The sequence below is a fragment of the Citrobacter braakii genome (genome assembly GCF_009648935.1).
Classification (GTDB): Bacteria; Pseudomonadota; Gammaproteobacteria; order Enterobacterales; family Enterobacteriaceae; genus Citrobacter; species Citrobacter braakii.
Genome location: NZ_CP045771.1, coordinates 3,401,091 through 3,420,894, shown reverse-complemented (window position 1 = coordinate 3,420,894; position 19,804 = coordinate 3,401,091). Strand labels below are relative to the sequence as shown.

The following is a 19,804-nucleotide window of genomic DNA, read 5'->3' as shown; positions in this document are numbered from 1 at the left end:
CCTTACGCCTTCTCGATGTTAACTAAAAACGCTTTGTATTCCGGCGTTTGCGAGTTTGCATCACCGACATTCGGCGTCAGGGTGTTGGCGATATAGCCTTTACGCGCGACTCCTTCAAAGCCCCAGTGGATCGGGATCCCAACCGTTTCAACCTGCTGACCGTTGACGTGCAGAGTACGCAGACGACGGGTAACCACGGCAACTGCGCGAATAAATCCACGCTTGCTGCTAACTTTGACGTGATCGCCGTTGGAGATCCCCTTCGCTGCCGCCAGCGTTTCGCTGATTTCCACAAACTGCTCTGGCTGGGCAATCGCATTCAGCAATGCGTGCTTGGTCCAGGTATGGAAATGTTCGGTCAGACGATAGGTCGTCCCGACGTACGGGAAGTCCTGTTTCGTGCCCATGCGTAACTTATCCGCTTCGTACAGACGCGCTGCCGGGTTGGAGATCACGTTCGGATGCAGCGGGTTCGTACCCAGCGGCGTTTCCATTGGCTCGTAGTGTTCCGGGAAAGGACCTTCCGCCATCTTATCGATAGCGAACAGACGACCCAGCCCTTCCGGCTGCATAATAAACGGATTGGTGCCACTGCCCGGTGCTGCGGTGTTGAAGTCCGGGATATCGTTCCCCGTCCACTTCGTGCCGTTCCACTGGATCAGCATGCGTTTTGGATCCCATGGCTTACCTTGCGGGTCCGCCGAAGCGCGGTTATACAACACGCGACGGTTTAACGGCCATGCCCAGGCCCAGCCCAGCGTATTACCGAGACCTGACGGGTCGGCGTTATCGCGATTGGCCATCTGGTTGCCCTGCTCGGTCCAGCTACCGGTATAAATCCAGCAGGACGATGACGTAGACCCATCATCGCGCAGAAGCGCAAAGCTGCTGAGTAACTGGCCTTTCTTCGCAACCAGCACACCGTTGGCATCATAGAGATCTTCCAGCGCATAGCCGTTGTTCTCTTTTGCCACTTCCTCGGAGTGCGGTTCGTCCGGCTGCTTATAGTTCCAGCTCATTTTCAGCACGGGTTCTACGGCTTTACCGCCTTCAGTGCGATACATGTCGCGCAGACGGTGATAAATACCGGCCAGAATTTCGCCGTCGTTGCGGGCTTCACCCGGGGCATCCTGACCTTTCCAGTGCCACTGCAGCCAGCGACCGGAGTTGGCGATGGAGCCGTCCTCTTCCGCAAAGCAGGTGGATGGCAAACGGAAGACTTCGGTCTGAATAGAAGCCGGATCAACGTCGTTTGATTCGCCGTGGTTCTGCCAGAACGTAGAGGTTTCGGTCACCAGCGGATCGATAATCACCAGATACTTCAGTTTGCTCAGGCACTGCACCACTTTGTTTTTGTCCGGGAAGGACGCGACCGGGTTAAAGCCCTGACAGATGTAGCCGGTCACTTTCCCGCTATCCATCATGTTGAAGTATTTGATGACGTCGTAGGACTGATCCCACTTCGGCAACCACTCAAAGCCCCAGTCGTTTTCTTTCTGCGCCGCATTGCCGTAGAAAGATTTCATCAGGCTGACGAAGAATTTCGGGTAGTTGCCCCAGTAGTTCACCTGATCGGCCAACGTCGCTTTTGGCGTGTTAGCAGCCAGATAGGTTTGCAGATCGGCCTGTTTCTCTGACGGCAGCGTCAGGTAGCCTGGCAGACTGGTAGAGAGCAGCCCTAAGTCGGTTAAACCCTGAATGTTGGAGTGACCGCGTAAAGCGTTGACCCCGCCACCTGCCATCCCCATGTTGCCGAGCAGCAACTGGATCATGGCCATGGTACGGATGTTCTGCGCCCCGACGGTATGCTGTGTCCAGCCCAGCGCATACAGGAACGTGGTGGTGCGGTCCGCTGCGCTGGTGGAAGCCAGCACTTCGCAAACTTTCAGGAAGTCTTCTTTTGGCGTACCGCAGATGTTTTCCACCACATCCGGCGTGTAGCGGGAAACGTGCTGTTTTAGCAGATTCCAGACACAGCGGGGATGGCTTAACGTTTCATCGCGTTTCGCGTAGCCGTTTTCATCGAACTGGTAGTTCCAGGACGATTTATCGTATTGGCGTTTTTTCGCGTCGTAACCGCTGAACAGACCGTCTTCAAAAGCAAAATCATCCCGCACCAGCAGGCTGGCGTTGGTGTAATGCTTAACGTATTCAGCGTTGATTTTGTTGTTTTCAATCAGATACAGCAAGACGCCGGACAGGAACGTAATGTCCGTGCCGGAACGAATTGGCGCGTAAATATCCGCTACCGAGGCTGTACGTGTAAAACGGGGGTCAACAACAATTAGCGTGGCATCATTGTTGTTTTTAGCTTCCATCGCCCAGCGGAATCCCACCGGATGTGCTTCAGCGGCGTTACCGCCCATCACCATCACGACGTTGGCGTTTTTAATATCAACCCAGTGGTTGGTCATCGCACCGCGACCAAATGTTGGAGCAAGACTTGCTACCGTTGGTCCGTGTCAGACGCGTGCCTGGTTGTCTACTGCCAGCATGCCGAGTGAGCGCACAAATTTTTGCGTCAGCATGCCGGTTTCATTACTTGCCGCAGATGCACACAGCATCCCGGTAGAAAGCCAGCGGTTTACCGTTACGCCCTGCTCATTCTTCTCAATAAAGTTGGCGTCGCGGTCAGTTTTCATCAGCTTCGCGATACGGGTGAAAGCCTCATCCCAGCTGATACGCTGCCATTTGTCGGAGCCTGGAGCGCGATATTCCGGGTAACGCAGACGGTTTTCACTGTGCACGTAATCCAGTAATCCTGCACCCTTAGGGCATAATGCCCCACGACTCACCGGATGATCCGGATCCCCTTCAATATGGTAAATCGACTCTTTGGCGTTTTTTGCTCCATCTCCCAGGCTATACATTAATAGCCCGCAACCTACGGAACAGTATGTGCAGGTGTTTCGGATCTCTTTGGCGCGCAACAGCTTATAGTTTCGCGCCTGAGCCAGTGCCATTTTGGGTGCAAAACCCAGAGCGGCTACTGTTGTTCCCGCCATACCGCCCGCGCAGATTTTAAAAAATTGTCTGCGGCTGACGTCCATTGCTTTCCTCTTTTTTGCAGGGATTCGTACAGGAAATCTCTCAAATTGCGCCAGCGCGGCATGATTGAAAGATGACATGTACAACTTCGCGACGAAACTATCAGCTATATCCATATTTTTTTTGCGTCAAATCAATAACGAAACGGTTCCGCTACTAAATAGTGCACTTCGCTTAACCTTTGTACCCATAAGGGAGTAGACAAAAGGGAATTAATTAGCGCGCTACGGTGTAAAGGTGCTATACATTTCAGCTTAATTTTTGCCAGTACCATGGACAGACAATCAGCATGACAAAACAAAAAGCAACGTTAATTGGGCTTATTGCCATCGTGCTCTGGAGCACGATGGTCGGGCTTATTCGTGGGGTAAGCGAAGGACTGGGGCCGGCAGGCGGCGCGGCGATGATTTTTACATTAAGCGGCCTGTTGCTGATATTTACCGTCGGATTCCCAAATATCAGAAAAATTCCTGTGCGATATTTAATCGCCGGTAGCGTGCTTTTTGTTAGCTATGAAATATGCTTAGCGCTGGCCCTGGGCTATGCCGCTACTCGTCACCAGGCTATTGAAGTGGGTATGGTCAATTATCTCTGGCCAAGTCTGACAATATTATTCGCCATCTTATTTAATGGCCAAAAAACAACCTGGTTGGTGATTCCCGGATTAATCATCGCATTGACCGGGGTTTGTTGGGTGTTGGGGGGCGAAAACGGCCTGAATCCTGGAGAAATTATCAGTAATGTTGCCAGCAGCCCGCTTAGCTATTTCCTCGCCTTTCTCGGCGCTTTTATCTGGGCAACGTATTGCACGGTGACTAATAAATATGCAAAAGGTTTTAACGGCATCACCGTGTTCGTTTTACTAACGGCGGCAAGTTTGTGGGTTTACTATTTTATTACGCCTCAACCGGAAATGGTTTTCAGCACTTCGGTGACGATTAAAATGTTCACTGCAGCATTAACGTTAGGATTTGCCTATGCCGCGTGGAATATTGGTATTTTGCATGGCAACGTGACCGTTATGGCCGTCGGGTCTTATTTTACTCCAGTGCTCTCCTCTGCGCTGGCCGCGGTGTTGCTCAGCGCCCCGCTGTCACTATCCTTCTGGCAAGGAGCGCTGATGGTCTGCGCGGGGTCTCTGCTTTGCTGGCTGGCAACGCGCCGTGCCTGAAAAAAAGTCGGGTTTTATCACAAACAAATAAAATCCGGCTATACTTTAGACAATTTAATGAATAATAATTGTTCATTCCACTGCGGTTTATGTTTATATTTTTTTAATTAAATGTTAAATATATGAAAATTAATTAACGCCCGAAAGTATTACTCGGTTATCTGTATCTCTTCACATGTATATATTACACCTGCGAAACTAACGCCATTTAAATCATAGCCTGCACAATAGTTCCCCATGTAAATATACCCATTCCGATCTGTCACATATTAAGATTAATACAATCAGCTATATTATGTAGATCTGGATCACACAACTTCAAATATTTCGCAATATTATGAAACTTATTATTGAACTTATACCACTGCGTCATTTAAAAATGGTTTGCCATTGACGAACCCCTTCGTTTAGCAATGGTTTAGGAAACACACCAAGAAATAATTATAAGGATTATTTAGAATGAAACTTAAATTAGTTGCAGTGGCAGTGACTAGCCTGTTGGCGGCAGGTGCGGTAAACGCAGCTGAGGTATATAACAAAGACGCAAACAAACTGGACCTGTACGGTAAAGTTCACGCTCAACACTACTTCTCTAACGATACCAGCAGCGATGGCGACAAAACTTACGCGCGTCTGGGCTTCAAAGGCGAAACTCAGATCAACGACCAACTGGTTGGTTTCGGTCAGTGGGAATATGAATTCAAAGGCAACCGTTCTGAAGATCAGGGTTCCGACAAAGATAAAACCCGTCTGGCATTCGCTGGCCTGAAATTCGCTGAATACGGTTCTTTCGACTACGGTCGTAACTACGGCGTAGCTTACGACATCGGCGCATGGACCGACGTTCTGCCAGAGTTCGGTGGCGATACCTGGACCCAGACTGACGTCTTCATGACTGGTCGTACTACTGGCGTTGCAACCTACCGTAACACCGACTTCTTCGGTCTGGTTGAAGGTCTGAACTTTGCCCTGCAGTACCAGGGTAAAAACGATCGTAGCGCCGACAAAGAAGCTAATGGCGACGGCTTCGGTCTGTCTACTACCTATGAGTACGATGGCTTCGGCGTAGGTGCAACCTATGCGAAATCTGACCGTACTGACTCCCAGAACAACCACAGCGGTCAGTTCAAAGCTGACGGTAAGAACGCTGAAATTTGGGCTGCTGGCCTGAAATATGATGCGAACAACATCTACCTGGCAACCACCTACTCCGAAACCCGTAACATGACTACCTTTGGTGGTACTGTTAAAGGTACTGAGATCATCGGTATTGCAAATAAAGCACAGAACTTTGAAGCTGTTGCTCAGTACCAGTTCGACTTCGGTCTGCGTCCGTCCGTTGCTTACCTGAAGTCTAAAGGTAAAGACATCAACGGTTACGGCGACCAGGATCTGGTTGAATACGTAGATCTGGGCGCGACCTACTACTTCAACAAAAACATGTCCACCTTCGTTGATTACAAAATCAACCTGCTGGATGCCAACAACTTCACAAGAGCTGCCGGTGTAAGCACTGACAACATCGTTGCTGTTGGTCTGAACTACCAGTTCTAATTTTGTTGTAGTCTGAATACAAAGCCAGTCCTTCCAGGGCTGGCTTTTTCTCTTAATGTAGACTCGGTCATAAGGAGTATGCCGTGCAGACATTCACTGGTCGTTGTCTTTGCGGGCAGAGTCATTTTACCGTCGACGTCGAAATGCTGGATGTCTATGCCTGTCATTGTACGCTGTGCCAGAAGTGGTCAGGTGGCATCGCTATGTATCTGGAAGCCAGCGCTCAGCCGCTGATGTCGCCAGATTCAGCAGAACCTTCGCACTTCCCATCTTCAAATCGTGGTGAACGTTTCTTCTGTTCCGGATGCGGGTGTCCGCTGTGGTTTACCCTAACGGGCAGCGATCGTTATTTTGTGCCGTGGACGCTGCTGGAGCTGAATGAGGTGGATCGCCGCCGCCTGGTTTTAGCGGCAGAGATCTATACGGAAACACAGCCTGCGTTCTGGAGGCTGACGGGGCAATACGCTCGACTGAGTGGGAAAGAAGTCGAAGAGATGGATTACCCCTGTCATTTAGCCCATTAGTTATTGACGCTGTACCTTTGCCAGACTGAACCACATTCCTACCGCTAATACGATAAGCATGCTGCCGGCGCTGCTTAAGGCCACGCTGTGCGACCAGGTAAAGGCTTCTTTAGCAGCCGACAGCAACGCCTCACTCAGCGACGACGGGAGCGAGTGCGCCAGTTGCACCGCCTCCCCCATTGACGATGAGGCTCGTTCTATCTCCTGTGGATTAAGTCCGACAGGCGGCAGAATCGACGCTGAAAAGCTGCGGCTCAACAACAACCCAAAGATAGCGATCCCAAGCCCGGCCCCCAGTTCATAAGCCATTGTCTCAATGGCGCCCGCGGCTGCGGCTTTTTCTGCCGGGGCTGCCGCCATGATAGCCGCCGTTGAGGCCAGCAGCGCACTGGCGGCGCTGAAACCGAGCAAAGCCATTAATATCCAGGCTTGAATCTGCTGAGTACTGAAATCCGTCATCGCCAGGCCGTAAAAACTGACGGCGCTAAGCGCCATACCCGCCGTTGCCACACAACGTAATCCCAGGCGTGACACCAGCATACCGGCAATGGGGCCGCTGAAGCCGCTTGCCAGCATCACCGGCAGCATAAACAGTCCCGCCTGATACGGTGTTAAACCATGAACAAACTGTAGCTCCTGAGCCATCAGTAACTCGAAACCCACCAGAGTTATCATGGCGGTCATCGCCATCACAACGCCGCTTAAGATGATACGATGCGTGAACAGCCGCATATCAATCATCGGGCGGGAAGCAGCGAGCTGGATGCGGACAAACTGCCACAACAGTAACGCGCCGGTTAACAGCGTCAACGCAATGGCAGCGGTCGCCGTATGCCCTTTCAGCGCGGTCTTAGCGCTGTAAACCAGCAGCAGAATGGCGACAATCAGCATTATCGCATGACCGAAATTTAACGACTGATCGCGACGTCCGGCCTGGCGCGGCACTAAGCGTGCGGTTAAGGCCATTACCACCAGGACAATCGGTACATTAATTAAGAATACGGATCCCCAGTAGAAGTGCTCCAGCAGCATCCCACCAACCAGTGGGCCAAATGCCGCACCGCCGGAACCCACGGCAGCCCAGACACCAAGCGCCATATTGCGATGCCGTTGCTCAGCGAATGTGGCGCGAATACCCGCAAGCGTTGCCGGAACAATCATCGCCGCCCCAATCGCCAATACAGCCCGGGTGGCAATCAGCCAACCCGCGCTATGGGCAAAGGCAGCGGCCAGCGATGCGAGACCAAATACTCCGCCCCCTAACAGCAGCAGACGTTTAAAGCCAATACGATCGCCCAGCGCGCCCATTGGCAATACCATTCCGGCCATTACCAGAGAATAAATATCAATGATCCACAGCAGCTCGTTACCACTGGCACCCAGCGTCATACTCAGCGTGGGCGCGGCAACGTGCAGCACCGTTGCATCAATCGCAACAGGGATGTAGACCAGTACAATAATGACTAACGTTAACCACTGACGAAACATAAAACTCCCTAACGAAACTGAAACTGGACACGTGTCCAGCTTTAGCGATCCTACGGAAATTTGAACGTATGTCCAACTTTTTGTTAGACTGCGTGCTATACGGGTACAGGAGGAAAGATGAGCTATCTGAATCGGGACGAACGTCGGGAAGTTATTCTGCAAGCGGCCATGCGTGTCGCGCTTGAGGAAGGATTTACTGCTATGACGGTGCGGCGTATTGCCACGGAAGCTCAGGTGTCCACCGGGCAGGTACACCATCACTTTACCTCTGCGGGTGAGTTAAAATCCCTCGCTTTTGTGCAACTGATACGGACCCTTCTGGATGCCGAACAGGTCAGTGATAACGCCAGCTTCCGCGAACGACTGCATGCTATGTTGGGCAGCGAAGATGGCGGGTTCGAACCCTACATTAAACTGTGGCGTGAAGCGCAGGTCCTGGCGGATAAAGATCCGGAAATCAAAAGCGCCTACCTGCTAACCATGCGGATGTGGCATGAAGAAACCGCCGCTATCATCACTCAAGGACAGAGTGCAGGTGAATTTTCAGCAATACCGGATGCGGCCGAGGTGGCCTGGCGCTTAATCGCATTGGTTTGCGGCCTGGATGGCATCTATGTCTTAGGCATTGAGGAAATGGCCGACCCTGCATTCGAACGCCATTTGGATCGTATGATTACGTTGGAGTTAGTTAATTGATGTTATAGATGAATTAATAATACATCTTTTATTTTTACAATTGGTAACACTTAAGCAACATGTAATTCCCTCATCACGCCGCGTTATTGCACTTTTTTATCTATTCTTTCAGTCAATATTCCCAAAACTTTTCAATAGTTTCTAAAAAGAACTCGCGCGGCGCTGTGTGCGTTTATTTCTTTTTCATGAACGGCATGGGCATGGAGAATAATATGTCAGCATCAAATGAGAAAAATAATCGTTATCTTTTAACTGACTGGAAACCGGAGAACCCTGCCTTTTGGGAAAACAAAGGTAAGCATATTGCACGCAGAAACCTCTGGATATCAGTAAGTTGTCTGTTGCTGGCGTTCTGCGTCTGGATGTTGTTCAGCGCCGTGGCCGTCAATCTGAATAAAATTGGTTTTAATTTCACTACTGACCAACTGTTTTTATTAACGGCATTGCCTTCTCTTTCTGGCGCAATATTGCGCGTTCCCTACTCCTTTATGGTACCTATATTTGGTGGGCGCCGGTGGACCATTTTTAGCACGATTATTCTGGTTATTCCCTGCGTCTGGCTCGGTTTTGCCGTGCAAAATAACGCTACTCCGTTTGGCGTATTTATTATCATTGCGCTGATGTGCGGTTTTGCTGGCGCAAACTTTGCCTCCAGCATGGGTAATATCAGCTTTTTCTTCCCCAAAGCGAAACAAGGCAGCGCATTAGGCGTTAACGGTGGTCTCGGCAACCTTGGCGTCAGCGTGATGCAGTTGATCGCGCCGCTGGTGATCTTTCTGCCTATCTTTACCTTTTTGGGCGTACAGGGCGTACCGCAAGCCGACGGCTCGTTATTGTCGCTGGCCAATGCCGCATGGATTTGGGTTCCGTTACTGCTGATAGCCACCTTAGCAGCAGGCATGGGAATGAACGATATTGCCAGTTCGAAGGCCTCAATTGCTTCCCAGTTGCCGGTCCTCAAACGTTTTCATCTGTGGTTATTAAGCCTGCTGTATCTCGCCACTTTCGGTTCATTTATCGGCTTTTCGGCAGGCTTTGCCATGCTGGCGAAAACTCAGTTCCCGGACGTGAATATCCTGCAACTGGCGTTCTTCGGCCCCTTCATCGGCGCTCTTGCGCGATCGGCAGGTGGCGTGATCTCTGACAAATTCGGCGGTGTGCGCGTCACGTTAATTAACTTCATCTTTATGGCGCTGTTTAGCGCCCTGCTGTTCCTCACCCTGCCAGGGTCAGGCGAAGGAAACTTTGTCGCCTTCTACCTGGTGTTTATGGGCTTGTTCCTGACTGCAGGTCTGGGAAGCGGCTCAACCTTCCAGATGATCGCGGTGATCTTTCGCAAAATCACCATATACCGGGTGAAGCTGCACGGTGGTACTGAAGAACAGGCCCAACGTGAGGCGGTAACCGATACCGCTGCCGCGCTGGGATTCATCTCCGCTATTGGCGCTGTGGGGGGCTTCTTCATCCCCAAAGCGTTTGGTTCATCGCTGGCGCTGACCGGCTCTCCGGTGGGTGCAATGAAAATATTCCTCGTGTTTTACATCGTCTGCGTGCTGGTGACCTGGCTGGTCTATGGCCGTAAATCACAAAAAAAATAACAAAATGGATACCGTAGGATCGGACAGTTCGCTAGGCCGGATAAGGCGTTAACCGCCATCCGGCCTACCGTTCGATTCACCGTCGGCAATATTCTCAAAGCAGGAGTTATGTCATGAGTAAACTGTTCGATCGCTTTCGCTACTTTAAACAAAAGGGCGATACGTTTGCCGATGGGCACGGGCAAGTGATGCACACCAACCGGGACTGGGAAGACAGCTATCGTCAGCGCTGGCAGTTCGACAAAATTGTGCGTTCTACCCACGGCGTTAACTGTACCGGCTCATGCAGTTGGAAAATCTACGTCAAAAACGGACTGGTGACCTGGGAAACGCAGCAAACCGACTACCCGCGTACCCGCCCTGACCTGCCAAATCATGAACCCCGTGGCTGCCCGCGCGGTGCCAGCTACTCCTGGTATCTTTACAGCGCCAACCGTCTGAAATATCCCCTGGTGCGTAAACGTCTGATCGAACTGTGGCGCGACGCCCTGTCCCGCCAGCCCGATCCGGTGCTGGCCTGGGAATCCATTATGAACGACCCGCAAAAATGCCAGAGCTACAAGCAGGTACGCGGGCGCGGTGGTTTTATCCGTTCCAACTGGAAAGAGCTTAATCAGCTCATTGCCGCCGCCAACGTCTGGACGGTGAAAACCTATGGCCCGGATCGCGTGGCCGGGTTCTCCCCGATCCCTGCTATGTCGATGGTCTCCTATGCCGCAGGTACACGTTATCTTTCGCTACTGGGCGGAACCTGCCTGAGCTTCTATGACTGGTACTGCGATTTACCGCCTGCATCACCGATGACCTGGGGCGAACAGACCGATGTTCCAGAATCCGCCGACTGGTATAACTCCAGCTATATCATCGCCTGGGGGTCAAACGTGCCGCAGACCCGTACCCCGGATGCGCACTTTTTTACTGAAGTACGCTACAAAGGCACCAAGACGATTGCCATTACGCCGGATTACTCGGAAGTTGCCAAACTGTGCGACCAGTGGCTGGCACCCAAGCAAGGGACAGACAGCGCGTTGGCGATGGCGATGGGCCACGTCATCCTGAAAGAATTCCACCTCGACAATCCCAGCGATTACTTCATCAATTACTGTCGTCGCTATACCGATATGCCGATGCTGGTTTTGCTGGATGCCCGGGAAGATGGCAGCTACGTGCCAGGGCGCATGATGCGCGCCTCAGACCTTGTCGATGGTCTGGGCGAAAGTAACAATCCGGAGTGGAAAACCGTGGCCTTTAACACTGCTGGCGAACTGGTGGTCCCGAACGGGTCTATCGGTTTTCGCTGGGGCGAGAAAGGTAAATGGAACCTGGAGCCACTGGCGGCTGGCGCTGAAACAGAACTTTCCCTCTCGTTGCTTGGTCAGCATGATGAAGTGACCGGCGTGGCATTCCCCTACTTCGGCGGCAACGAAAACCCACATTTTCGCAGCGTGAAACAGGAACCCGTGCTGATTCGTCAACTGCCGGTAAAACATCTTACCCTCGCCGACGGCAGCCGTTGCCCGGTGGTAAGCGTCTATGATCTGGTGCTGGCGAATTACGGCCTCGACCGCGGTCTGGATGACGCTCATAGCGCGCAAGATTACAGCGAAGTGAAAGCCTACACCCCGGCCTGGGGAGAGCAAATTACCGGTGTACCTCGTCGTCATATCGAACAAATCGCCCGTGAGTTTGCCGATACGGCGCACAAAACCCATGGCCGTTCGATGATTATCCTCGGGGCTGGCGTCAACCACTGGTATCACATGGATATGAACTACCGTGGAATGATTAACATCCTCGTGTTCTGCGGTTGTGTGGGACAAAGCGGCGGCGGCTGGGCGCACTATGTGGGTCAGGAGAAACTGCGTCCGCAAACTGGTTGGTTGCCGCTGGCCTTTGCGCTGGACTGGAACCGCCCGCCGCGTCAGATGAACAGCACCTCGTTTTTCTACAATCACTCCAGCCAGTGGCGTTATGAAAAACTCACCGCTCAGGAACTCCTCTCTCCGCTGGCTGACGCGTCCAAGTTTAGCGGACATTTGATCGACTTTAACGTGCGGGCAGAAAGAATGGGCTGGCTGCCGTCCGCGCCGCAGCTCAACCTCAACCCTCTGACCGTCAAAGCAAAGGCAGAACAAGCGGGAGTGTCGCCTGCACAATACACTGCACAGGCGCTGAAATCGGGTGAAATTCGTTTTGCCTGCGAGCAGCCGGATAGTGGTAACAACCATCCGCGTAATCTCTTCGTCTGGCGCTCTAACCTGCTCGGCTCCTCCGGTAAAGGGCATGAATACATGCTCAAGTATCTGCTGGGTACCGAAAGCGGGATCCAGGGGGAAGCGCTCGGTTCAAGCGAAGGTATCAAACCTGAAGAGGTGGAATGGCAGTCCGCGGCGATAGAGGGCAAGCTTGATCTGCTGGTAACGCTCGATTTCCGTATGTCAAGTACCTGCCTGTTCTCCGATGTCGTTTTGCCGACCGCCACCTGGTATGAAAAAGACGATATGAACACCTCGGATATGCATCCGTTTATTCACCCGCTGTCGGCGGCGGTCGATCCTGCGTGGGAATCGAAGAGCGACTGGGAAATTTATAAAGGCATCGCCAAAGTCTTCTCTGAGGTTTGCGTCGGGCACCTTGGGCAAGAAACGGATGTGGTATTACAACCGCTGCAACACGACTCCCCGGCAGAGCTGGCGCAGCCGTTTGACATTCAGGACTGGCGTAAAGGCGAATGCGATCTCCTCCCGGGGAAAACGGCGCCCAATATTGCCGTCGTGGAACGTGACTATCCCGCCACCTACGAACGCTTCACTTCGCTCGGTCCGCTAATGGACAAGCTCGGTAACGGCGGGAAAGGTATTACGTGGAATACCCAGACGGAGGTCGATTTCCTTGGCAAGCTGAACTACACCAAACGCGAAGGTCCGGCGAAAGGCCGACCACTGATAGACACCGCGCTGGATGCGTCTGAGGTGATCCTCGCCCTGGCACCGGAAACGAACGGTCAGGTGGCGGTGAAAGCCTGGGAAGCGCTGGGAGCGATGACCGGACGCGACCATACGCATCTGGCGTTGAACAAAGAAGACGAGAAAATCCGTTTTCGCGATATTCAGGCGCAGCCGCGCAAAATCATCTCCAGCCCCACCTGGTCCGGGCTGGAAAGTGAACATGTCTCCTATAACGCAGGCTATACCAACGTCCACGAGCTGATCCCGTGGCGTACCCTGTCCGGTCGCCAACAGTTGTACCAGGATCACGCGTGGATGCGAGCCTTTGGTGAAAGTCTGGTGGCATATCGTCCGCCTATCGATACCCGAAGCGTCAGCAATATGCGCGAAGTTCCGCCTAACGGCTTCCCGGAAAAAGCGCTCAACTTCCTGACTCCGCATCAGAAATGGGGGATCCACTCTACCTACAGCGAAAACCTGCTGATGCTGACGCTGTCGCGCGGCGGCCCCATTGTCTGGATCAGTGAAACCGATGCTAAAGAGCTGGGCATTGAGGATAACGACTGGATTGAAGCCTTTAACGCCAACGGTGCACTCACCGCGCGTGCTGTGGTAAGTCAGCGCGTGCCGCCGGGTATGACCATGATGTATCACGCTCAGGAGCGAATCATGAATATCCCTGGCTCGGAAGTCACCGGTATGCGCGGCGGGATCCATAACTCAGTCACCCGCGTCTGCCCGAAACCCACGCACATGATCGGCGGCTATGCGCAACTGGCATACAGCTTCAACTATTACGGCACGGTCGGCTCTAACCGCGATGAGTTCATCATGATTAGAAAAATGAAAAATATTAACTGGCTGGATGATGAAGGTCGCGATCAGGTACAGGAGGCGAAAAAATGAAAATACGCTCACAGGTAGGCATGGTTCTTAATCTGGATAAGTGCATCGGCTGCCACACCTGCTCCGTCACCTGTAAAAACGTCTGGACCGGACGTGAAGGGATGGAATATGCGTGGTTTAACAACGTTGAGACCAAGCCAGGCATTGGCTATCCGAAAAACTGGGAAGATCAGGAAGAGTGGCAAGGCGGCTGGATTCGCGATGTTAACGGGAAGATAAGGCCGCGCCTGGGCGGCAAGATGGGCGTTATCACCAAAATTTTTGCTAACCCGGTGATCCCGCAAATCGATGATTATTACGAACCCTTTACCTACGATTATCAGCATCTGCATAGCGCACCGGAAAGCAAGAATCAGCCCACCGCACGTCCGCGTTCGCTGATAGATGGCAAACGGATGGACAAGATTATCTGGGGTCCTAACTGGGAAGAGTTGCTCGGCGGTGAGTTCTCAAAACGTGCCCGCGACCGTAACTTTGAGAAAATGCAAAAGGAGATGTACGGGCAATTCGAAAACACCTTCATGATGTATTTACCGCGCTTGTGCGAACACTGCCTGAACCCAAGCTGTGTCGCCACCTGCCCGAGCGGTGCCATCTATAAGCGTGAAGAAGACGGCATCGTGTTGATCGACCAGGATAAATGTCGCGGCTGGCGCTTGTGCATCAGCGGTTGTCCGTACAAAAAAATCTACTTTAACTGGAAGAGCGGTAAATCAGAGAAGTGCATTTTCTGCTACCCGCGTATTGAGTCCGGCCAGCCGACGGTATGTTCGGAAACCTGCGTGGGACGCATCCGCTATCTTGGCGTATTGCTGTACGACGCCGACCGCATCGAAGAAGCAGCCAGCACCGAGCATGAGACCGATCTCTACGAGCGTCAGTGCGATGTGTTCCTCAATCCACACGACCCGGCGGTCATTGAAGAGGCGTTAAAACAAGGTATTCCGCACAACGTCATCGAAGCGGCCCAACGTTCGCCCGTTTACAAGATGGCGATGGACTGGAAGCTGGCGCTGCCGCTGCACCCGGAATACCGCACCCTGCCGATGGTCTGGTATGTACCGCCGTTGTCGCCGATTCAGTCGGTCGCTGACGCGGGGGGACTGCCGCACAATGGCAACATTCTGCCAGCGGTTGAATCACTGCGAATTCCGGTTCAGTACCTTGCCAACATGCTTAGCGCGGGCGATACCGGTCCGGTACTGCGGGCGCTAAAACGAATGATGGCCATGCGCCATTATATGCGTTCGCAAACCGTAGAAGGCGTTACGGACACCCGCGCGATTGAGGAAGTGGGTCTGACCGTTGAGCAGGTTGAAGAGATGTATCGCTATCTGGCCATCGCCAACTATGAAGACCGCTTCGTGATCCCGACCAGCCACCGTGAAATGGCGCGTGATGCGTTCCCGGAGAAAAACGGTTGCGGATTTACCTTTGGCGACGGCTGCCATGGTTCAGATACCAAATTTAACCTGTTTAACAGCAGTCGTATTGACGCCATCGACATCACCGAAGTGCGCGATAAAGCGGAGGGTGAATAATGCAAATCCTGAAGGTTATCGGCCTGCTGATGGAATATCCCGACGAGTTGCTGTGGGAGTGTAAAGACGAGGCGCTGGCGCTTGTGGCCAGCGATGCCCCAATGCTTACCGAATTTAGCCAGGGGCTGCTCAATGCGCCATTACTGGATAAACAAGCCGAATGGTGTGAGATATTTGACCGGGGCCGGGCCACCTCTCTGCTGCTGTTTGAGCACGTGCACGCCGAGTCTCGCGATCGGGGCCAGGCGATGGTTGATCTGTTGGCGCAGTACGAAAAGGTCGGACTGCAGCTCGACTGCCGCGAACTGCCGGATCATCTGCCGCTGTATCTGGAGTACTTAAGCGTGTTGCCGGAAGCGGAGGCCAAAGAAGGATTGCAGAACGTCGCACCGATTCTGGCGCTGCTGGGGGGGCGTTTGAAACAGCGTGATACGCCGTGGTATCAACTGTTTGACGCCCTGCTACTGCTTGCCGGAAGCCCTCTTTCAAGTGACAGTGTCACTAAACAGGTTGGCACGGAAACCCGCGACGATACCCGACAGGCGCTGGATGCCGTCTGGGAAGAGGAACAGGTGAAGTTTATCGAGGATAACGCCACCGCCTGTGACAGTTCACCGTTACAAAACTATCAACGACGCTTTAGCCAGGACGTGGCACCTCAGTATGTCGACGTCAGCGCGGGAGGCCCGAAATGATACAGTACCTGAACGTCTTTTTTTACGATATCTACCCGTACCTGTGCGGCACGGTGTTTATCCTCGGCAGTTGGCTACGCTATGACTACGGGCAATACACCTGGCGGGCCTCTTCCAGCCAGATGCTGGACAAACGCGGCATGGTGTTATGGTCAAACCTGTTCCACATCGGCATTCTGGGGATCTTTTTCGGGCACCTGTTTGGCATGTTAACCCCGCACTGGATGTATGCCTGGTTCCTGCCGATTGCGGTGAAGCAGCAGATGGCGATGATCGCCGGTGGGCTCTGTGGCGTGCTGACGCTGGTCGGTGGCGCTGGCTTGCTAGTACGTCGTTTGACCAATCCGCGCATTCGTGCAACCTCCTCCACTGCCGATATCCTGATCCTCTGTGTTCTGCTGATTCAGTGTATCCTCGGCTTAACCACCATCCCATTCTCTGCGCAGCATCCCGACGGCAGTGAAATGCTGAAACTGGTAGGTTGGGCGCAGTCGGTGGTGACCTTCCAGGGCGGCGCGTCTGCGCATCTGGATGGCGTGGCGTTGATTTTCCGTGTGCATCTGGTTCTGGGGATGACTATCTTCCTGCTGTTCCCGTTCACACGCCTGGTTCACGTGTGGAGTGCGCCGTTTGAGTACTTTACCCGCCGCTATCAAATAGTGCGTTCACGCCGATAAATCCGCATTGAAATGTCGGGTGACGACACGCCTTATCCGGCCTACAACCAGGCACCGTAGGCCGGATAAGATAGCGATCATCGCCATCCGGCGTTTTGCACGTTATGATGCTTCTCCATTCTAGGGAGAACGTTAATGAAACCACAGGTTTACCACGTCGATGCCTTTACCTCGGTACCCTTTCGCGGCAATTCAGCTGGCGTAGTTTTGCATGCTGACGGACTGAGCGAAGCGCAGATGCAACTCATTGCTCGCGAGCTGCGTCATTCGGAAACCGCTTTCCTGCTGACCAGCGACGACAGCGATGTTCGCATCCGCTATTTCACGCCGACGGTCGAAGTTCCTATCTGTGGGCATGCTACCGTCGCTGCACATTATGTGCGGGCAAACGTGCTTGGCTTGGGCAACAGTACAGTCTGGCAAACCTCGCTGGCTGGTCGTCATCGGGTGGATATCGAAGCTACCGGGAAAGACTATCGTATCAGCCTTGAGCAAGGCGTACCCGGATTTGAACCTCCGCTGGAAGGGGCTATTCGTAGTGCGATTATCGAGGCCCTACACCTGAGCGAAGACGATATGCTGGCAGGCTTGCCGATTCAGGTTGCTACCACCGGGCATTCGAAAGTGATGATTCCGCTTAAGCCCGAGGTGGACCTCGACGCCCTTTCCCCTGATTTGCAGGCTTTGACAGCCATCAGCCAACAAATTGGCTGTAACGGCTTCTTTCCTTTTCAAATCCGCCCGGGCGAAAACGCCACCGATGGCCGCATGTTTTCGCCTGCAATTGGGATTGTGGAAGACCCGGTTACCGGCAATGCCAACGGTCCAATGGGCGCGTGGTTGGTTCACCATGGGCTGATGGCGCATGATGGGAAAACGTTACGTGTTCAGGGACATCAGGGCCGTGCGCTCGGGCGCGACGGTATTGTTGATGTGACGGTGACTATCCGTGATAACCAGCCAGAAAAAGTCACTATTACCGGTTCGGCGGTGATCCTGTTTCACGCAGAATGGACGATAGATTTTTAATTGTTCCCGTAGGCCGGATAAGGCGATTACGCCGATCCGGCACTAATTCCAATGCCCCTATTTCCCCGCCTCCGGATGCGTATCAAACGCCGCCATTACCGTCGCCAGCTCATCCTGGGTAAACCCATGCTTCACGTCATCCACGCCCAGGCCAAACCGCTCCTGCAACAAAGCATACAGACTGGCGACGTCAGGTAGATTAATCTGTTCTACCGCGTGTCCATCCTGATAATGGGTGAAATGAAAATTGGTTAACGTTAATTTCCCGCCGTCGGGCAGATGACGACACATCAGCAAATGATGGCGAAAATGTGATTGCGGCCAGTGAGCGGACCAGAAGTTGCCTATCAGATAATCGCTCTGATGCTGGACGACCAGGTCGAAACGGTACATTGATTGCCAGTGTTCGTGATGACAGAACTGTAGGATCCAGTCTTCACCTTCCTGAATCAGCCGATACTCGCCGTGTGGTGTCTTCTGCTCAATGTTCGCCTGCAGACGAATCGGCGCCGTCAGCGTCTGCCCGCCGAAACCAACGTCGGCGATCCACTGCTCTCCCTGCAACTCAACCAGCAACAGACGATGCGTGCGTGGTGGCAGACTTGACGGGTTCGCCAGTACCACACGTCCGAGCAGACTGCGTACGGTAAAACCGATTTCGCGTAGCGCTCGCTCAAATACTCCGTTCTGTTCAAAACAATAGCCGCCGCGACGCGCCGTCACCAGCTTCTCCTCCAATGACAAATCGTCAAGCTGCATCTCTCTTGGAAGCAATACATCCAGGTTTTCAAAAGGTATGGCGGCGTTGTGCAGTAAATGCAGCGCCCGTAAGGTTTCAATGTTGACCCTGGCCAAATCTGACCAGCCAATACGGGCAAAATAAGCGGTTAAAAAAGGCGTCATACGGAGTTCCTGTTCAATTAATGCAGTACTTATAACGCATTTTTAATTTTGCGCCGTCGATTTTGTGCGTTGTTCCTCCAGACGAGGCGACAAAATCGCTAATACCGTTAATATCTATGTTTATTGTGGTGTGTTATCTCTCAGCCAAGGAGCATCCATGAGCCATTTTCGTCCGATCGAATTAAAACATGCCAGTCGGTTGCTAAATCACGGCCCAACGATATTAATCACCAGCCGGGATGAGCATACTGAGCGGCGAAATGTGATGGCTGCCGCGTGGTCAATGCCCGTGGAGTTTGAGCCTCCGCGGATCGCGATTGTTGTCGACAAGACCGCCTGGTCACGTGAGCTCATTGAACGTAGCGGCAAATTCGGCATCGTTATTCCGGGCGTTGCCGCCGCCAACTGGACCTGGGCCGTAGGCAGCGTTTCCGGTCGGGTGGAAGATAAATTCAACTGCTACGGCATTCCCGTGGTACAGGGACCGGTACTGGGTTTACCGCTGATTGAAGCCAAATGTCTGGCCTGGATGGAGTGTCGCCTGTTGCCTGCCACTGCGGCACAGGAAAAATATGACACGCTATTTGGTGAAGTGGTCTCGGCTGCCGCTGATGAGCGAGCCTTCGTGGAAGGACGCTGGCAGTTTGATGATGGCAAGCTCAATACCCTGCATCACCTTGGGGCCGGAACGTTTGTCTCCAGTGGAAAACTCATAACAGCAGCTGAATAATGGCACGACAAAACGGGCGGAAAATCCGCCCGTTTTGTCTTACATGCTGTAGCCGGGTTTTTTAATCAACCTGGCCATCTGCGGCGCAATCTCCACATCCCACACGCCCTGCCACGCCTCGGGCTCAATTTCATTAAGCGCCACGCTCACTGAACTGTCTTTGCTTTGCAAATGACGAATAATGACGTCGGTAATATCCGCCGCCAGCGCGGATTTTTGTTCGTCGTTCAGGTCGCGAGGAAAACATTTGATATCGACGTGCGGCATAGCAGATTCCTTATTGTTTTGGGATGCAG

Annotated in this window: 15 protein-coding genes; 11 read left to right on the top strand and 4 right to left on the bottom strand. The window is 52.9% G+C overall.

Annotated elements, in window-relative coordinates; translation table 11 throughout:
* Positions 1-2: 2 nt before the first annotated feature.
* Positions 3-3,050, bottom strand: a complete 3,048-nt coding sequence (gene fdnG / locus GFC06_RS15940) for a formate dehydrogenase-N subunit alpha (RefSeq protein ID WP_094169740.1) — start codon at positions 3,048-3,050, stop codon at positions 3-5.
* 287 nt (positions 3,051-3,337) lie between these two features.
* Here fdnG and yddG point away from each other — a divergent pair, with 287 nt between their 5' ends.
* The 3 genes from yddG to GFC06_RS15925 all read left to right on the top strand — a co-directional run bounded on the left by yddG (position 3,338) and on the right by GFC06_RS15925 (position 6,297).
* Positions 3,338-4,219: an aromatic amino acid efflux DMT transporter YddG gene (yddG, locus tag GFC06_RS15935; protein ID WP_016156546.1), complete on the top strand. Its 882-nt coding sequence runs from the start codon at positions 3,338-3,340 to the stop codon at positions 4,217-4,219.
* A 459-nt stretch (positions 4,220-4,678) separates the two neighbouring features.
* Positions 4,679-5,773, top strand: coding sequence for a porin OmpD (ompD, locus tag GFC06_RS15930; protein WP_131345781.1), 1,095 nt, complete (start codon positions 4,679-4,681; stop codon positions 5,771-5,773).
* Positions 5,774-5,856: 83 nt separating this feature from the next.
* The gene (locus GFC06_RS15925) at positions 5,857-6,297 is read left to right on the top strand and encodes a GFA family protein (RefSeq protein WP_016153111.1); all 441 of its coding nucleotides are present in this window, start codon (positions 5,857-5,859) and stop codon (positions 6,295-6,297) included.
* On the opposite strand, the gene GFC06_RS15920 is transcribed toward GFC06_RS15925, so the two are convergent.
* Entirely contained in the window at positions 6,298-7,785 is a 1,488-nt protein-coding gene (locus GFC06_RS15920) for an MFS transporter (RefSeq protein ID WP_046276366.1), read from the bottom strand.
* A 117-nt stretch (positions 7,786-7,902) separates the two neighbouring features.
* Between GFC06_RS15920 and GFC06_RS15915 the strand changes: the two genes are divergently transcribed.
* The 7 genes from GFC06_RS15915 (at position 7,903) to GFC06_RS15885 (ending at position 17,875) form a co-directional block, all read left to right on the top strand.
* Positions 7,903-8,481 (top strand): TetR family transcriptional regulator, encoded by a 579-nt coding sequence (locus tag GFC06_RS15915; protein ID WP_016153113.1) that lies wholly within the window; start codon positions 7,903-7,905, stop codon positions 8,479-8,481.
* 212 nt (positions 8,482-8,693) lie between these two features.
* On the top strand, positions 8,694-10,079 hold the full coding sequence (locus tag GFC06_RS15910) for a NarK family nitrate/nitrite MFS transporter (RefSeq protein ID WP_047358146.1): 1,386 nt from the start codon (positions 8,694-8,696) through the stop codon (positions 10,077-10,079).
* A gap of 113 nt (positions 10,080-10,192) precedes the next feature.
* Positions 10,193-13,933: a nitrate reductase subunit alpha gene (locus GFC06_RS15905; protein WP_103283814.1), complete on the top strand. Its 3,741-nt coding sequence runs from the start codon at positions 10,193-10,195 to the stop codon at positions 13,931-13,933.
* Positions 13,930-15,474 (top strand): nitrate reductase subunit beta, encoded by a 1,545-nt coding sequence (narH, locus tag GFC06_RS15900; protein WP_019076801.1) that lies wholly within the window; start codon positions 13,930-13,932, stop codon positions 15,472-15,474. Before GFC06_RS15905 ends, narH begins: the two co-directional genes overlap by 4 nt.
* Entirely contained in the window at positions 15,474-16,169 is a 696-nt protein-coding gene (gene narW, locus GFC06_RS15895; protein WP_016153117.1) for a nitrate reductase molybdenum cofactor assembly chaperone, read from the top strand. The genes narH and narW overlap by 1 nt, the downstream gene beginning before the upstream one ends.
* Positions 16,166-16,846, top strand: coding sequence for a respiratory nitrate reductase subunit gamma (narI, locus tag GFC06_RS15890; protein ID WP_003833047.1), 681 nt, complete (start codon positions 16,166-16,168; stop codon positions 16,844-16,846). Before narW ends, narI begins: the two co-directional genes overlap by 4 nt.
* A gap of 135 nt (positions 16,847-16,981) precedes the next feature.
* The gene (locus GFC06_RS15885; RefSeq protein WP_153690364.1) at positions 16,982-17,875 is read left to right on the top strand and encodes a PhzF family isomerase; all 894 of its coding nucleotides are present in this window, start codon (positions 16,982-16,984) and stop codon (positions 17,873-17,875) included.
* 57 nt (positions 17,876-17,932) lie between these two features.
* On the opposite strand, the gene nhoA is transcribed toward GFC06_RS15885, so the two are convergent.
* Positions 17,933-18,778, bottom strand: a complete 846-nt coding sequence (nhoA, locus tag GFC06_RS15880) for an N-hydroxyarylamine O-acetyltransferase (RefSeq protein ID WP_075848204.1) — start codon at positions 18,776-18,778, stop codon at positions 17,933-17,935.
* 157 nt (positions 18,779-18,935) lie between these two features.
* Between nhoA and GFC06_RS15875 the strand changes: the two genes are divergently transcribed.
* Positions 18,936-19,508, top strand: coding sequence for a flavin reductase family protein (locus GFC06_RS15875; RefSeq protein ID WP_016156553.1), 573 nt, complete (start codon positions 18,936-18,938; stop codon positions 19,506-19,508).
* A 39-nt stretch (positions 19,509-19,547) separates the two neighbouring features.
* Here the strand turns inward: GFC06_RS15875 and pptA are convergent, their stop codons facing one another.
* A complete protein-coding gene (gene pptA / locus GFC06_RS15870; RefSeq protein ID WP_047358141.1) occupies positions 19,548-19,775 on the bottom strand; it encodes a tautomerase PptA in 228 nt (75 codons plus the stop codon).
* Positions 19,776-19,804 lie beyond the last annotated feature (29 nt).

What these genes read in the sequence shown, in the direction of transcription:
- yddG (WP_016156546.1), top strand. Translation starts at nt 3,338, where the DNA reads ATGACAAAACAAAAAGCAACGTTAATTGGGCTTATTGCCATCGTGCTC.
- ompD (WP_131345781.1), top strand. Translation starts at nt 4,679, where the DNA reads ATGAAACTTAAATTAGTTGCAGTGGCAGTGACTAGCCTGTTGGCGGCA.
- GFC06_RS15920 (WP_046276366.1), bottom strand. Translation starts at nt 7,785, where the DNA reads ATGTTTCGTCAGTGGTTAACGTTAGTCATTATTGTACTGGTCTACATC.
- GFC06_RS15915 (WP_016153113.1), top strand. Translation starts at nt 7,903, where the DNA reads ATGAGCTATCTGAATCGGGACGAACGTCGGGAAGTTATTCTGCAAGCG.
- GFC06_RS15910 (WP_047358146.1), top strand. Translation starts at nt 8,694, where the DNA reads ATGTCAGCATCAAATGAGAAAAATAATCGTTATCTTTTAACTGACTGG.
- GFC06_RS15905 (WP_103283814.1), top strand. Translation starts at nt 10,193, where the DNA reads ATGAGTAAACTGTTCGATCGCTTTCGCTACTTTAAACAAAAGGGCGAT.
- narH (WP_019076801.1), top strand. Translation starts at nt 13,930, where the DNA reads ATGAAAATACGCTCACAGGTAGGCATGGTTCTTAATCTGGATAAGTGC.
- narW (WP_016153117.1), top strand. Translation starts at nt 15,474, where the DNA reads ATGCAAATCCTGAAGGTTATCGGCCTGCTGATGGAATATCCCGACGAG.
- narI (WP_003833047.1), top strand. Translation starts at nt 16,166, where the DNA reads ATGATACAGTACCTGAACGTCTTTTTTTACGATATCTACCCGTACCTG.
- GFC06_RS15885 (WP_153690364.1), top strand. Translation starts at nt 16,982, where the DNA reads ATGAAACCACAGGTTTACCACGTCGATGCCTTTACCTCGGTACCCTTT.
- nhoA (WP_075848204.1), bottom strand. Translation starts at nt 18,778, where the DNA reads ATGACGCCTTTTTTAACCGCTTATTTTGCCCGTATTGGCTGGTCAGAT.
- GFC06_RS15875 (WP_016156553.1), top strand. Translation starts at nt 18,936, where the DNA reads ATGAGCCATTTTCGTCCGATCGAATTAAAACATGCCAGTCGGTTGCTA.
- pptA (WP_047358141.1), bottom strand. Translation starts at nt 19,775, where the DNA reads ATGCCGCACGTCGATATCAAATGTTTTCCTCGCGACCTGAACGACGAA.